This is a genomic window from Labrenzia sp. VG12, assembly GCF_002237595.1.
Classification (GTDB): Bacteria; Pseudomonadota; Alphaproteobacteria; order Rhizobiales; family Stappiaceae; genus Roseibium.
This window is the reverse complement of the sequence record NZ_CP022529.1, coordinates 579,800-595,127: the sequence shown is the minus strand read 5'-3', so window position 1 is coordinate 595,127 and position 15,328 is coordinate 579,800. Positions and strand designations below refer to the sequence as shown.

At 59.0% G+C, this 15,328-nt stretch carries 10 protein-coding genes and 1 tRNA gene; 7 read left to right on the top strand and 4 right to left on the bottom strand.

The annotated features are described in order from the left end of the window. Positions 1 to 50 precede the first annotated feature (50 nt). The gene (gene rpiA, locus CHH27_RS02755) at positions 51 to 743 is read right to left on the bottom strand and encodes a ribose-5-phosphate isomerase RpiA (protein ID WP_094070223.1); all 693 of its coding nucleotides are present in this window, start codon (positions 741 to 743) and stop codon (positions 51 to 53) included. A 321-nt stretch (positions 744 to 1,064) separates the two neighbouring features. Here rpiA and CHH27_RS02750 point away from each other — a divergent pair, with 321 nt between their 5' ends. Continuing rightward, positions 1,065 to 2,735 (top strand): methyl-accepting chemotaxis protein, encoded by a 1,671-nt coding sequence (locus CHH27_RS02750; protein WP_208988458.1) that lies wholly within the window; start codon positions 1,065 to 1,067, stop codon positions 2,733 to 2,735. 82 nt (positions 2,736 to 2,817) lie between these two features. Further along, a complete protein-coding gene (gene gph / locus CHH27_RS02745) occupies positions 2,818 to 3,495 on the top strand; it encodes a phosphoglycolate phosphatase (RefSeq protein WP_094070221.1) in 678 nt (225 codons plus the stop codon). On the opposite strand, the gene CHH27_RS02740 is transcribed toward gph, so the two are convergent. Then, positions 3,482 to 5,443, bottom strand: a complete 1,962-nt coding sequence (locus CHH27_RS02740; protein ID WP_094070220.1) for a DUF4139 domain-containing protein — start codon at positions 5,441 to 5,443, stop codon at positions 3,482 to 3,484. The two genes, gph and CHH27_RS02740, sit on opposite strands and share 14 nt — an antisense overlap. A 141-nt stretch (positions 5,444 to 5,584) precedes the next feature. Here CHH27_RS02740 and CHH27_RS02735 point away from each other — a divergent pair. The 3 genes from CHH27_RS02735 (at position 5,585) to CHH27_RS02725 (ending at position 9,100) form a co-directional block, all read left to right on the top strand. Continuing rightward, positions 5,585 to 5,659, top strand: a tRNA-Val gene (locus tag CHH27_RS02735). Between the two features lie 496 nt (positions 5,660 to 6,155). Further along, on the top strand, positions 6,156 to 8,516 hold the full coding sequence (locus CHH27_RS02730) for a hypothetical protein (RefSeq protein ID WP_094070219.1): 2,361 nt from the start codon (positions 6,156 to 6,158) through the stop codon (positions 8,514 to 8,516). Beyond that, positions 8,450 to 9,100 (top strand): hypothetical protein, encoded by a 651-nt coding sequence (locus tag CHH27_RS02725; RefSeq protein WP_157738654.1) that lies wholly within the window; start codon positions 8,450 to 8,452, stop codon positions 9,098 to 9,100. The genes CHH27_RS02730 and CHH27_RS02725 overlap by 67 nt, the downstream gene beginning before the upstream one ends. 61 nt (positions 9,101 to 9,161) lie before the next feature. Here the strand turns inward: CHH27_RS02725 and CHH27_RS02720 are convergent, their stop codons facing one another. Continuing rightward, positions 9,162 to 9,947: an ATP-grasp domain-containing protein gene (locus tag CHH27_RS02720; protein ID WP_094070217.1), complete on the bottom strand. Its 786-nt coding sequence runs from the start codon at positions 9,945 to 9,947 to the stop codon at positions 9,162 to 9,164. Between the two features lie 668 nt (positions 9,948 to 10,615). Between CHH27_RS02720 and CHH27_RS02715 the strand changes: the two genes are divergently transcribed. Then, on the top strand, positions 10,616 to 12,469 hold the full coding sequence (locus CHH27_RS02715) for a tetratricopeptide repeat protein (RefSeq protein ID WP_094070216.1): 1,854 nt from the start codon (positions 10,616 to 10,618) through the stop codon (positions 12,467 to 12,469). A gap of 63 nt (positions 12,470 to 12,532) precedes the next feature. After that, complete coding sequence (locus tag CHH27_RS02710) at positions 12,533 to 14,389, top strand: tetratricopeptide repeat protein (protein ID WP_094070215.1); 1,857 nt, start codon at positions 12,533 to 12,535, stop codon at positions 14,387 to 14,389. A 28-nt stretch (positions 14,390 to 14,417) separates the two neighbouring features. On the opposite strand, the gene CHH27_RS02705 is transcribed toward CHH27_RS02710, so the two are convergent. Further along, positions 14,418 to 15,299 carry a bifunctional 2-polyprenyl-6-hydroxyphenol methylase/3-demethylubiquinol 3-O-methyltransferase UbiG gene (locus CHH27_RS02705; RefSeq protein ID WP_094070214.1) on the bottom strand — a complete coding sequence of 294 codons (882 nt, stop codon included), beginning with the start codon at positions 15,297 to 15,299 and terminating at the stop codon, positions 14,418 to 14,420. Positions 15,300 to 15,328 lie beyond the last annotated feature (29 nt).

The window sequence follows — 15,328 nt, the reverse complement described above, 5'->3', positions numbered from 1 at the left end:
TATTACTCCTAGGCGGCTTTCCTCGTCGTTGGGAAAGCCAAATACATCGCTTAGATGGGCAGAACGGTCTTTACCCCATCCGTGCCGGCTACGTAAGCTTTTGTTGCAAGTTCCAGAAAGAGACCGTGCTCGACAACACCTGGAATCGCGACCAGCCGGTCTGCCAGGGTTCCGGGGTCCGCAATCTGCTGAAGATGAGCGTCCAGAATGTAATGGCCACCATCAGTCAGGTAGGGCTGCTCGGTACCGCCTCTCAAGGCAAGCTCCAGAGGCAGCTCCATGTCCTCCAGAACCTGAAGGATGGCACGCCGTGTTGTTTCCAGGCCGAAGGGAACGACCTCGATCGGCAGCGGAAACTTGCCAAGCGTCGCAACTTCCTTGCTGCCATCGGCAATGACAATCATCTGCGCGGACGCTCCTGCGACGATCTTCTCGCGCAACAGGGCCCCGCCACCGCCCTTGATCAGCGACAACTGAGGGTCCAGCTCGTCTGCACCGTCCACTGTCAGGTCCAGTTCGGGCAGCTCATCCAGCGTGGTCAGGCGAATTCCAAGGCTTTCCGCCAGCTCCCGCGTGCGCTCCGACGTGGGCACACCGATGACATCAAGACCGTCCGCCACCCGCTTCGCCAGGGCATGAACGAAGAACTCTGCCGTTGAACCGGTGCCGATGCCCAGCTTCATGCCGGACGTTACATCGTCCGCCGCGCGTTCGGCGGCTAATTTCTTGAACTGATCGCTCATCCCATGTCCCTTCGCTCGCATATGCGGGTCGCGCGAGCCAGTGATCTTTTCAGGCCGCCGGGTGCTTAACATGGCCGGTAACTGCCGGTCCAGTGACATTCCCCACTTCATCGGGGAAACCGGGCAACTCCGCGGCAATTGGGACCTTATTAACCATCATTTTAGATAGCGTCCCGATAATGAATCAAATTGTCTGCGGCTGAGAAAGCACCTCTTCACATGAATATCCTGCGACTTGGAGCCCGGCGAGAAGATAAAAAAAACAACACCGCCAACACTTTACCTACCACTGAAGTAATTGACAGTGACCGAACTGACGAGGTGAGCAGCGGCACGGATGCCGAGCAGCTGAGTTTTGTTCTGGACAGTCTTGAAGATGATCTTCAGGTCGCGGCCAAAACGATCAACTCCGCTGCGGAAAAGGTCCAGGACCGGCTCGTCAACCAGACGGAAACGCTGGAGGCAATTCGGAGCGACAGCCAGTCGCTCGCCGATCAGTCGGCCGTTGCGGAGGAAAACGCATCCGGCCTGGCAACCTCGATCCAGGAACTGACCGCCTCAAGTTCTGAAATCGGGACCCAGGTCAGCGTTTCCAACAAGCTCGCCCAGGATGCCCGCGACGTTGCCGAACAGGTTAACCAGGGGGTCCTGGAGTTGAAGCACGCCATTGACGACATCGCCAATGTGGTCAGCCTGATCTCCGACATTGCCAAACAGACCAACCTGCTTGCGCTGAACGCGACAATCGAGGCAGCCCGCGCGGGCGAAGCCGGCCGCGGCTTTTCCGTTGTGGCCAGCGAGGTCAAGGCACTCTCGGTCGAGACCCAGTCGGCCACGGAACAGATTGTCGCCAATATCGACCGCCTGAACGCCTCCGCCGAAATGAATATCGGGTCGGTCGCCCAGATCATCGAAGTGATCGGCAAGATCCGCCCGAGTTTCGCCGCCGTGGAGGATGCCGTCCAGACCCAGGTGGACACGACCAACGAAATCGGCGAGCGCGCCCAGCAGACGGCCGAATTCGTTCAGGAAGTGGTGCGCACGGCCAGGACCATCACCAGATCCGCTGAAACCGCCGAGGAAGGCGGCCGCCTGGCCCGTGAGACCGGGGCGGAGATGAGTGCAGCGTCCGGTGCCTTGCAGTCGCGTTTCACCATGATGATCCGCCAGACGGAGTTCGGTGATCGCCGTCAGCATGACCGCCTCCCCGTCAAGCTGTCCGGCACCGTCACCGCCGGGTCACTCAGTGCGCGGCTGGAGACACATGACATCTCGGAAGGCGGTACGCTGTTCCGGTCGGACATCGATGGACAGTTGAGGCCCGGCAGTTCGGTTGCGCTTGAGCTAAACGGCATCGGCCAGGTCGACCTGAAGGTGGTTGCCGTCACCGAGCATGGCTGTCACGGCAGTTTCGTCAATCCGGACCAGAGGTTCCAGGAAGCCCTCCACCGCAAGATCGCTGCCATTCACGCCAGCCACGCAAAGGAAGTGGAGCGCGCGCAACAGGGCGCTGCCCGTGTTTCCGCAGTAATGGAAGACCTGATCGCCCGGCGCCAGCTCAGCCTGGACGACCTGTTCGACACGGATTACCGGCCCATTGCCGGAACCAACCCGCTTCAGGTTGCCACCAAGGCACTGCCTCATCTGGAAAAGGTTCTGCCGGAGATACAGGAAGACATTCTCGGCAATTGTCAGGGCATGGCCTTTTGTGCCTCCGTCGACCGCAACGGCTATCTGCCGGTCCACAATCTGATCTATTCGAAACCGCAAAAGCCCGACGATCCGACCTTCAACGCCGCCAACAGCCGTAACAAGCGGATCTTCGACGACCGGGCAGGCCTCAGCGCCGCCCGCAACACCCGGCCCTTCCTGATCCAGTCCTACGCCCGCGACATGGGCGGCGGCAACATCGTCTGGATGAAGGAAGTCGACGCACCAATCATCGTGCAGGGCCGGCACTGGGGCGGGTTCCGGACGGCGTACAAGCTGTAATCCGGTAGAGACCTCTTGGACTTGAACACCACCTCCCTTCCCGCTAGGCAGTGTAGCGTCACATACCGAAGTTGAGGGTCTCATGTCTGTCCTGGTTTTTGATCTGGATGGCACGCTGGTGTCGTCCATGGAGGATCTTGTCGCCACGTTGAATGTGGTCATGACCCATGCGGGTCATGATGCGATCCCCGAGGACAAGGTGGCTCATATGGTTGGTATGGGCGCCAAGGTGCTGATCCAGCGCGGCCTTGACTACAACAACGTCTCCTGGACCGACGACACCATTGCGCCGCTGTTTCAGCATTTCCTGGAACATTACGCAGACAACAGCACGGTGCACACGCGCCCCTTCGACGGGGTTGTGAACGCACTGCAGCGTTTCCGCGCTGACGGCTGGAAGCTGGCGGTCTGTACCAACAAGGCCGAGCGACTGACCCTGCCGCTGCTTGAAAAACTCGACCTTGACCGGCATTTCGATGCCGTTGTCGGCGGCGACACCTATCCGACCGCAAAGCCGCATGCGGAGCCGCTCCTCGGGGCGATCGAACGCGCCGGCGGCAGTGTCAAAGGGTCCCTTATGGTTGGCGACAGCGGTCCCGACATCAACGCCGCCCGCAACGCCGGCATTCCGGTCATTGCGGTCGATTTCGGCTATACGCCGGTCCCTATCCGGGAGCTTGGCCCGGACAGGGTGATTTCGCATTTTGACGAGCTGGCCGGTGCCGTTGCCGACCTGACCGCCCCGGTCAGAACGTCCTGATCTTGTCGCCGAGCGTTGCGCGGATTTCCGCGCGCCGTTCCATCAAGGCGCTGATGTCCGTTTCGATGCCCTCGATCCGGGTCTCGGACTCTTCCAGCTTGCGCACCGCGCGCTTGTAGAGGTCTGCCCCTGGCTGCGTGGCGGCCAGATTGGCCCTGTGACGGTCCTGGTCCTGGCTCTCCTGCTCCTTGTCATAGCGCAGTTGCTGGACCTGCTGCTCGATCTGCGCGATTTCGGTCTGCAGGTCCGAGAGCTCCTTCAGTTTGGCCGCAATATTCTTGTCCGGCGACCGGCGGGAGAGATAAAGCAGGCGATTGGCGTCGGTCGAGATCAGGGCGTAGGTTTCCGACAAGGTGCGCTCCTGCAGCGCGACCACCGATTCCGTCACGCCTTCGGCAACGTCAACGCGGAGCCGATGATGGCTGACGGTGCTGTCCATCTCGTTATCTGAGGAGAAATTCCAGCCCGGGCGCTTGGCGTGCTCGATGATCACGGTGCGGTCGCCATCCGGCGCGCCCTTGATGGCATAGCGTGTCACAGACGTCTCGCGCACGATGGCCGTCAGCACCCCGTCGGCCACCTTGATCGAGGTGATCTGGTTGTCACCGGTCGCACTCTGGGCGATCCGGACCTTCTTGTCGGTTGCAAAACTCGCCATCCGGCTTTCACCTGACGGCATGCCGTTGATCTGCGCATCACCGACATAACCTTCACTCTCGTCATAGACGGTCAGAATGCCCCTGGGCAGGCTGGTCTCGGTCTCATTGTTGATCAGGATGGCGGCGATGGGGTGGGACAGACCGCTTTCCGGCTGGAAGACGGAGACGGTTTCGGCAGAGACCACCTTGTCGACAATCGGTGCGGACAACGTCTCACCGCTGCCCAGCGACACTTTCCAGGGCAAGGTGAAGGAAGCCGTCACAGCGCCCTCGACCGCCTCGCCGACATTGGCGTCGGCCATCTTCCGGGTAACCGGGCGCGGTGCGGCCGCGGGGGCGGCAAAGGCGGCGATCTGGGACCTGCTTTCCAGAACCGCTTCGCTCTCCGCCACATCGAAGACCGGTTCCGCCCCGGTATCGGCCGGCGGCACATAGCCTTCGGACACATCGATGGGCACTTCCCGGCGCTGTTTCCAGTAAAGGTCGTGCAGGCGCTGTTTCAGAGTCACCGGCGCACCGGAGGAGAGCGTCACCTCGACATTGTCCCAGTCCTCGCCGCTGGCGTTTTCCAGAACCGCCCAGGCCTGCAGCCGGGCCTTGTCATCGGCGAGCGTCACCACGCGATAGGCCGTTTTCCAGATGGGTGCCGGCACCACATAGGAAACGGCAACTTCCCGCGCGCCCTCACCGGCGACCTTGAGCGCGACATTGCGAGCGCCGTCCGCCTTGCCCGAGCCGACGGCGTTCAGCGCGCGGGCCACTTTCTGGCTGATGTCCTCGTCGAGAAACGACACTTCGGTATCGGCGCCGAGCTCCACCCCGGTGATGCGCCCGTCACTGAGGACCGAAACCACAAAAGCCTGCCCCTTGTCGCCCTGATCACGCGCGGAAACGCCGAGTACGAGGCCTTCGACCGAGGAGCCGGCCCTGTCCAGCCGCACCCGGGTGCCCTGCAGCGCTGACAGAAGACGTGCCGGCGATTGAAGATCCTCGACAGAAAAGGGAAGATTCTTGAACGTTTCGGCAAGCGGGTTGGGTCCCGGCAAGGTAATGCCCTCAACCACGCCTGCCTCATCGAAGACAACTATGCTTTTCAGAACATCGTTCACCTGATCGAGCGGCACCGTCATGTTGATCAGACCCGCACTGTCGATATCTGCCTTGCGCACGATTTCGGCAAGCCCGCCGGAGGACAGCGTGATCGAGGTGATCGGGCCGTTGTCGGCCGCAAGACCTACGGAAGGGGCGATCATGCACAGGAAAAGGGCTGTGGACGTGCGAAATTGCATTCAAATGTCTCCTGAAAAACGTGTTGGCGGATCGTCTGCCCAAATTAAGGCCTTTTCGGGAAGGTCTCATTTGTTCCTGACAAAAAGGACTTGCCAAGTCGCACCCCATCCCTTAGACAGCCGCACACCACGCGATTGCGAGGGCGATTAGCTCAGCGGGAGAGCACTCCCTTCACACGGGAGGGGTCACTGGTTCAATCCCAGTATCGCCCACCATCATCTCATTGAACTCTATGTCAGTTTTCAAGGCCGAAATTGCGCGCGCCTGAAACAACGTGCCGAACAAGGCACGATTGTGGACCTATTCTGGCACGTTTCTGACACGCCGGCTTCCCACTCGTCAGGAAGCTGTTTCCGGTCCTTCTTCTGACCGGTGGTACCTCTCGACCCTGCCTTGCCCAAACTGGCAACGCTGGCGGTTGCCGACTGGTTCCTGCGCCGTTCGGGGCCGGAATGCCCGGCCAATTCGCACCAACTCCAAAAGATCTTCAAGTCGAAGCCATCGGTGGGCCAAACACGAACTGGATCAACCAGTTTACCGCCACCCACAGCTTTGCAGACGCGGTTAACCTCCGATCAATGGTATTCAACTGCAAGCAGGCCACGAACTTGCCAGGCACAACCCATACATGCAACCATCCTCACATGTCTGCCGCCGGAGGTGTCGTCGATGTTTCGCTCCCTTGCCGTCGCAATACTAGGTCTTCTTTGCATGAGCGCTGCCGTGGCGCAGCCGGTATCGGAACGCTTGCCGCTCCCGTCGGAGTTGCCGCTTCTGGACTATGAAGCCAAGCTCTACCCGTTTGTTGCCAACCGAACATTCGCCAAGGAAGGCTGGAAACACGACAAGCGCTGGCGCGACACCGGCCCCTTTCTGCTCGACACCAATTACGGCACCCACCCGGCCGTCCGCATCTACTATTCGCCGGGCCTGATCGACTGGCTCGAGGGAGGCCGCAAAGGCACCGTTCCCGACGGCGCCATCATCGTCAAGGAAATGGTCTCTGCGCCGGCCGCCCGGTATGTGGAGTACCGGAAACTGCTTGAGGTGCTTCATCCGGACGATCCGGCAAAGGTGGACAGCGAAATGCTTTCCTTCCTTCTGAAGACCGGTGGTCTGAACTGGACAGTCCTGGTCAAGGACAGTTCGGTTTCGCATGGCGGTTGGTTTTTTGCTTCGGTCGAGCCGTCTGCCGAGATTGACTCGTTTGATCCGCCTTTTTCCCCGGCGTCGGGACAGGCAGGTGACGGCACCTGCATGCGCTGCCACGCCTCTGCAGCGGAAGAGCTGACCTTCTCGGCTCTCGCCAACATCGAGGGCTATGACGGCGAACCGCTTATCTTTCGGGTCGACGAGAGCTGGCGCAACATGGAGGGCTTCCCGCCTGGCCCGTTCAGGCTGCCGGAAGTGCAACGACCGGCGAACGGCAAAAGCGAAGCTGCGCTGATCCAGGACCTCTTTCATAATGACGACACGCTGGAGCTGTCCAACGCGACAGCCGCCGCCTCCCCTTCCACGATAAATCCGGAATTTGCAAAAACCTTTCCACCTGCCGGTGGTATCGACGTTGCGAGAGACCGGCTTCAAACGCTGCCCAGCCAGTGGCTGGACCACGTGCCGAGCCGACCGGGCGGCGCTCAGCATTTCCTGACATCCGACAATTGCGTCGGTTGTCACGGAGGGTTGGGTGGACCGCCTTATGGCACGACCATGTTTCTCCAGACCGGCCCGAACTATGGCGACGGCTACAACATTTCCGAATATGGCGAGTGGCGCTGGTCGCCGATGGGGCTCGCCGGCCGCGACCCTATCTTCTTTGCTCAACTCGAAAGCGAATTCGCGCTGCTGGACGCTGCGGGGGCAGATGACCTCAAGAGCAATCTCGGCACCACCTGTCTCTCCTGTCACGGGGCAATGGGACAACGGCAGCTTCTTATCGACGCCCACGCCGATCCGGGTGCGGGGCTGGAGCCCAACGACTTCAAGGTGGACTATACCCTTTTGCACGCGCCGCTGACCGAAGCCGAGAAAGAACAGCAGAAGAAAGACGGCACGCTGCCTTACCATGTGTATGGCAATCTTGCGCGTGAAGGCATTTCCTGCGCGGTCTGCCATCACATCGCCCCGCCGCAACGCGCAGAAGGACAGCCGGATTACAACAAACTCGACACATTTCTGATGAACGGAACAACGGGCGTGTTTCGCCTGAACGAGGCCGACCGGCTGGTCGGGCCCTACGAAAACGTGCGCCGCAATCCGATGCAGAATGCCATGGGGATCACGCCGGTCTACGACGCCTACATCAAGGATAGTGAGGTCTGCGGCACCTGTCACACGATCAACCTTCCGAATGTGGATGCGAACACAAGCGTGCCTCTTGAAGGCTACACCGCCGCAGACCAGGACGTTTTCAACAAGGCGGGGCGCAATGGCGCTGCCTTCCTGAACGCCGAATATGGCGCAACGTTCCAGGAACCCTTGACCAAGTTCCAGCACTCGGTCGAACAGGCTACCTATCTTGAATGGCAAAACAGCCGCTTCAGTGAAAAGGCCACCGAACGGACGTGCCAGAGCTGCCACATGAAAACGGATTTCAAGAGTGTCGATGGCAGTCTGAGCGTACCGTCAATCACCACACAGATTGCGGCAATCCAGGACGACACGCTGCCGGACGTCGCCAACCGGCTGCCCCAGGACGAACTCGATGTGCCTTTCCGTGAAGGTTACCGTCGTCACAATTATGTCGGCCTGAACGTTTTTCTGGTCGAGATGTTGCGGCAGTTCAGTGCCGAGATGGGCATGAGCCTGACAGACCCCATGACCTACGCCACCAATGGCGCCCAACTGACAATCGACACCATGGCGCTGCAGGCAGCAGAGGAGACAGCCGATATCTCGCTAGAGCTGAACGAGGGCTATGGGGGCTCGTCGCGCGCGTACAAGTGTCCAACAAGACAGGTCACCGACTACCTTCGGGGGTTGGTTTCCGGCGCGCCTTCCTTGAAGTGCGCGCGACCAGTGCAGACGGCAAAACGCTCTGGTGCTCCGGCTGCACCAATGGTGCAGGCGTGATTGTCGACGGGACGGGTACCCCGCTGGAAACCGAGTTTCTGGATGTTGTACCGAAGGGCGCAGATACGGCTTTGTATCAACCGCACCACAACGTCATAACCGACCAGAAACAGGTTCAGATCTATGAAGAACTGACCCAGAACGCAAAGCGGGAATTCACGACAAGTTTCGTGCACCGCGTCTATCACCCGAAAGACAACCGGCTGACACCACAAGGTGCGCTGACGCCGGGAACGTCGGCATTCAAGGCCAAGTTTGGCGAAAGCAAGGTGACGGAAGCTTTCATGAAAGCCACGGTTCCGGAGGGCCGAGCTTCCGAGGATCCGGACTTCGTTGCAGGGTCCGACCGTTTGGAATACCGGATTGCCCTTCCGGAGGGCACGGACCCGACCCAGGTCACCGTCACAGCCACTCTCTATTCGCAGTCAATCCCGCCTTACTACCTGAAGCAACGCTTCGAACTGGCCCCGAACGGACCTGCAACTCAGCGACTTTACTTCCTCGCAAGCAGGCTCAGCACCAAGGGGACATTGATCGAGGACTGGAAGCTCAAAACCGTCTCCGCCTCAGCGGCTCTGCAATAGTCACCCCAGGCAAAGCGCATGAATAACGCCAGGCGGCGGGACAGGCCTTCACGCACCATGATCAGGGAGCGGGCAAGGCCTCGATCGCGCCCACAAGCTTCTGCAGGTCGGCGGCATAGAACCCTGCTGCATTGAGGCAATTGGTTTCCAGGAGTTTCAGTCCCTCTTCCGTCAGGCACACGTCCAGCACGTAGGCCTGCGCATAGCCTGGATGGAGCGCGACCATCCGACTGGCGAATTCGTATGCTTCGGGATCGATCTCTGGGCGATAGACGACCCGGCTGCCTTCCTTGTAGAGCGAATAGGTCACGATCCGGCCATCGACCACCCAGAGCCGCCATTCCTTCAGAATGCGCACCGGACGGGTAAGCATCAGTTCCGTGTCGTGCCGCAAGGAGCCCATCGGGATCTCGTCTTCGTCAAGCGCGAGCACCCGGTCGGCGAGAGCGATGATTTCCGATGCGGATTTGACATTTCCCGGCTCCTGCTTGGCATCGTCCACCGGACGCAGAAACCAGTCGCGCGTCTCACCGGCCAGACGTTTCGGGATGTCCTTCAACTGCAGGAGCAAGGCATCCGGACCGTTCAGAAGGTAAGGGTGCCAACAGGCCTGGTGCAAAAACGGCGACAGCCTGAAGACCCCCGGCCGGTAGGCCATGCGCTCCGCGTATCGCCAGAGCGAATAAGTACCGAACAGCACGACTTTGTTGCGATCGGCAACAACCGGCTCCGGATCAAGATCACCGACGAATGGCACGACCTTGTGCCAGCTGTAGCCAATGCCCAGTCGTTCGAGGGCTGTCGCGAGTTTTACGGTGTCTTCAAACTTCTGCAGGATCCACTGCATCGCTTATTCCCCAGGCACCTGGCCTTCCCCCGGTTCATATGCAGGGCTTGCCGCGCTGCAAGGCACCACAAAATGCGGATGCTTCAACCGCCTGCCTGCATGCATTGCTTTTCGGGCAAGCAAATCCTGCGCATGCGGGTTATTCGTTCCATCGACCCTGAAGCCGATCGTGTTTGGTCACAATCCAATCTCAGATCTTCAATGCGAGGGAACAACCTTCCTGGGTTCCACCCCTGGACCTTTGACCTGCAACTACTGATAAGATATTTCGCGCCCTTATACTATGAAGCGACCAGACATCAACCGGGCTTCCGGAGCGTGAGACGCCTGTTACGGCCGTCTGTCATGCCGGTCTCCACCGACGTGATTCCGGATTCCAAAAGTTTGTTGCGACGTTGCCAGGCAAATTGATCCTTTCCCGGATGGATGCAAAAACGGCGTTGATCTGTTTCATCCAGCCGCTCAACCGGGAAGAAGCCCGCTGTTCGCGCCTTTCTCGCAACGCCTTGCCGTCCATTGCGCCACCTCGATCAGTTCAATGAGCCCTGCCCCCTGAAGCGCGAATGTCTGCAAATCCCCAGGCGAATTTCCCATTTCCCTTGCCCCGCCTGCGTTTGCAAAGCTGGCCTGCTATGGTTCCTGCATGATTCTCCAGTGGCAGAGACGAGATGTCGAATAGATCCGCACAAAACCCCCTTCGAGAAAAACTGTTTCAGGGGCTGAAGTACCAGCAATCCGGCGACATCTCGAAAGCCCAGGACTGTTACAAAAAGGTTCTGAAAAAACTGCCGAACAATGCGGACGCGCTGCATCTTCTCGGTGTCAGCTACCGACAGCTCGGCCAACCGGAGCTTGCCATCGACCTTATCCAGAAGGCCATCAAATCCGACCCCAGGCAGTCGGTCTTCTATGCCAATCTCGCCCGGGCCATGATGGATCTCGGCACGGATCCCGAAAGCCTTCTGCTGGTCTGTTCCAAGGCCCTTGAGCTCAATCCCAAGGAGCGCGAAGCCCGCAATATCGTCGCCGTCGCGTTGACCAGGCAGAAAAAATACGAGGATGCAGAGTACATCCTGCAGGAGCTGATTGTCGAAGACCCCAACTACAAGGATGCCTACCAGAATTACGGCATGCTGCTGATTGACGCGGACAAAGCCGAGCATGCCATCACCTTCTTTACCAAGGCGATCATGCTCGACCCGGACAACGTCAACAACTACGTCCAGAGGGCGCGCTGCCGGCTGAAGCTGAAACAATTGGAACCGTCGCAATATGAACTCACGGAAGCCCTGGAACGGTTTCCCGACAACAGCGACGTTCAGCACGAAGCAGCCCGATTGCTGTTCACAATGAACGAGAATTTCAAAGGTATCGGATACGCCCGCAAAGCCGTGGCGTCGGACCCGACGAACTTTCACAAGAACGTGACACTCGGAGTCAGCCTGCTCATGCATGGGGAATTCGACGAAGCCCTCAACTATTTGCAACTCGCCAAGCAATACGCACCCGAAAATCAAAAGTCGGTCGACTGGAATTTGTCGCTTGCCTATCTTGCGAATGGAGACCTGGAAAACGGTTGGGCATTGCACAGCGCCCGCTTCGAAGACCCCTCCTCACAGGTTTTGCGGCGCACCTTCGAGGTTCCCGCCTGGCAGGGTGAGGATATCTCGGACAAAACGATCCTCGTTTGGGCGGATCAGGGACTTGGAGATGCTCTCAAATCCGGAACCATGCTGCCACAACTGATTGAAAAGGCGGGCAAGGTGATCGTCGAGGTGTCGGTCAAGGCCGCCGCCCTCATGCAGCAGTCCTTCCCGGAGGCCACCTGCCGCAAGGCACAGATGGACACGGACCTGGCTGCCACTGCGTCGGACTATGATGTAACGGTCAACATTACCGACATGGCCAAGTATTTGCGCCCCCGCCTTGAAGACTTCGACAACGCGCCGAGCCCAGTCTACAAAATTGAGCAGGAGCGCGCCCGTGGATATCTTGAGCGCTTGAAAGACTACGACAACAAACCCATCATCGGCTTTTCCTGGCGTTCCAAAAACCTGGCACCTCACAGAGCCCGCTATTACCTCTCCGCGCCCGGGTTTTCCCCCATTCTGGAGTCGACAGACGCCATTTACGTCAATCTTCAGTATCAAGCCATCGAAAAGGAACTGGAGTTTTTCAGGAACAGGTTTTCCGACAAGTTCAACTACTTCGAGGACGTCGACCTGTTCAACGATCTACTCGGCGCCGCGGCGCTGACGGGGATCTGCGATTTTGTCGTCTCTGCCAACACCAGCGTTGCTGATATGGCTGGCATTCTCGGTGTCCCAAGCATCCGGTTCGGACAACAGGAACCGCCTTTGTTGCTCGGCCAGAACAATCCGCCCTGGTATCCGACAATGATCTACATGCACCCCTATACCGATCGTCCCTGCGCCGAATTCGTGCCCGAGATCATCAAGGAGCTGCGCAGGCAACTGGCAAACTGGACCCCTGAGGCGCGGAATGCGCGCCTTGGCCTCTGACCCCATTTTTGAACGTCGTGCCAACCAGCTCCAGCAGAGCCAACGCCAGCGAGCAACGTAACCATGCCCAATCCCGCGGCGAGCCAACAGAAAGTCCTCGAAAAACTGCTGAAAGGCGTGAAGCACCAGAAGGCGGGTGAACTGGAAAAAGCCCAGAGATGCTACCAGCAGGCATTGAAAAAAGACCCCAAACATCCAGAGGCGCTCAACCTCCTGGGGGTCACCTATCGCCAGTTAGGATTTCCCAGGCGCGCTGTTGACTATATTGAACGCGCCATCCGTTCGAACCCTCAGGAATCCTCTTTCTATACCAACCTGGCCCACGCCCATCTGGATCTGGGCTCGGAGCCGGATGTTCTCCTGGCGGCTTGCGACGGTGCACTCGCTCTTGACCGGAAAGAGCGCGAAGCCTGGAACATCAAGGGAATCGCCCTGACAAGGCTCGGCAAATTCGAAGAAGCCGACAAGCTTTTCAAGGCTCTGATCATTTCCTATCAGGACTACATTGATGCCTATTTGAACTACGGGCTTCTCCTGTCCCAGTCCGGTAAGGTCGAACAGGCCATCGACCTGTTCAACAAGGCGATCGCCGTCGCGCCCGACAATGCGGCGCTTCATGTTCAGCGTGCCCGGACAAGGCTCAGCGCTGCACAATTCGAGCAGTCGATCCCCGAACTCAGCGAAGCGCTCAAGAAGTTTCCCGGGAACAGCGATGTAACCCACGAGGCCGCCCGGCTGATGTTCAGCATGAATGAATCCCACAAGGGCGTGCAGCTGGCCGAGGCAGCCCTTGGTGCCGATCCCGGCAATGCGCAGAAAGCACTGACCCTCGGCGCAAACTACCTGATGAACCGGCAGCTGCCAGCTGCGCTGGAGGCGATGCTGCTGGCCCGGAAGCTGGAACCGTCAGACAACAGCACGATCGACTGGAACCTGTCGCTGGCCTATTTGGCCAACGGCCATCTGAAGGACGGCTGGGCGCTTCACAAGGCGCGCTTCGACAGCGATACCACCCGGGCCCAACGGCGTGTCTTCGACGTGCCGGCTTGGTCCGGTCAGGATCTAGCCGGCAAGACGGTGCTTGTCTGGTCAGATCAGGGACTTGGCGACGTTTTGCGCGCGGGCACAATGCTGCCGGAACTGATTGCTCAGGCCGGCAAAGTGATCATCGAAACACACGACAAGGCTTTGCAAGTGCTGCAGCAGTCCTTCCCAGAGGCAATTTGCCGGACACCGATGGTGGACCATGCGTTGAAGGCGACGTTGTCGGACTTCGATTTTCACGCGAACATCACCGACCTTGTCGACCAGTTGAGACCGGATCTTGCAGCTTTCGCAAAGACTGGCCACCCTGTCTACACATTCGACAGGGACCGGGCGCGCAGTTTCCTGTCTTCGTTGACTGGAAGCGACGACAAGCCGGTGATCGGCATCTCGTGGCGGTCTCGCAACCTGGCGGCAAGCCGGGCGCGATACTATCTCACCGCCGAAGCAGTTGCCCCTCTCCTCACTTCCAGAGACGCGGTTTTCGTGAATCTTCAATATCAGGTGCAGGATGAGGAAATCGCTGCTCTTCTGAGCGCGGCACCGGACAGGTTTCGTGTCCTTGATGATCTCGACCTCTTTTCGGACTTGCCGGGGGCCGCGGCCCTGACCGCCTGTTGTGATTTCGTGGTCAGCGCCAATACCAGCGTTGCCGACATTGCGGGTATTCTCGATGTGCCCACAATTCGCTTCGGCCAGCAGGAAGCAACCCTGCTTCTGGGGGAGGAAACCCCACCCTGGTATCCGTCCACGATCTACATGCACCCACACACCGATCGATCCTGCGCGGAGTACGTTCCTGAGATAATCGGGGAACTGGACAGGCAGCTGGCAGACTGGACACCGCTGAGGCGCAACACGAGGCTCCACCTCTAGGGCACGTCCCGGTTATGTGCCCTTGGAATCAGGCGGGTTTCTTCGCGATAGCGACCAGCGTGTCGTTGGCATCAATGCGATTGAGGGCAGCCTCGTAGGCCTCGACAAGCATGGGTGTGTCAATTGCGGCCATCGGGGACTTGTGTCCACCCGGCCGGTTCTCCGACAACCAGGTCAAGTGGTTGGACAGGGGATACCGTTGCACCCCTTCAATCACCACCTGGTCCAGTCCGCCAACCTGCAACAGGCGCATCAGGCTCTCCCGCGTGTGCAGCACCAGGTGCTGGCTCCAGAGCGTGAAGGACTTGAAGGCCTGGTTCTTGAGATAGGTCAGCAGAAAGTCGTTTGCATGGGGCACTTCAAAAACCGCGGTGCCACCCGGCCTGAGCACGCGCATCATGTCCTGCAGCACCGGCAGGGGCTGCGGCAGATGCTCGAGCACGTGAAAGCAGACAACGGTGTCTATGCTTTCCTCCGGCACGGCATCAAGCGAGGTAAAGCAGGGTATCCCCTCCTCATTCAGTGCCTCGAGATAATCCTGCTGCAATTCAACACCGCAGCAATAGGTGGCAGACCCTTGAAAGGCCTTCAGGAAACCGCCGTCGCCGCATCCAAAATCCAGAACGCGCTTTCCCGCAACATAAGCGCGGTAATCCGCAATGCGGCGTTCCGCATCCAGTGTCAGTTCGTAACTGCGTGCTTCGGTCTTGCTTGGTCCGTCAGACTTCCGGTACTGCGCATCCTTGTAGATCTCCTCGCCACCGAAATGCTCGTCAATGTAGATGACACCGGAGATACGATCCCGATAAACCTTGAGATCCTTCAGGTCGCGCGTTCCCTCTGAAAAAAGTTCTCTGTTTTCGATGGAAGCCACACCAATTTGGGACAATGTCTCAAATATGTTGTTCATTCTTTCTTCCTGATCAAAGATTTACCAAG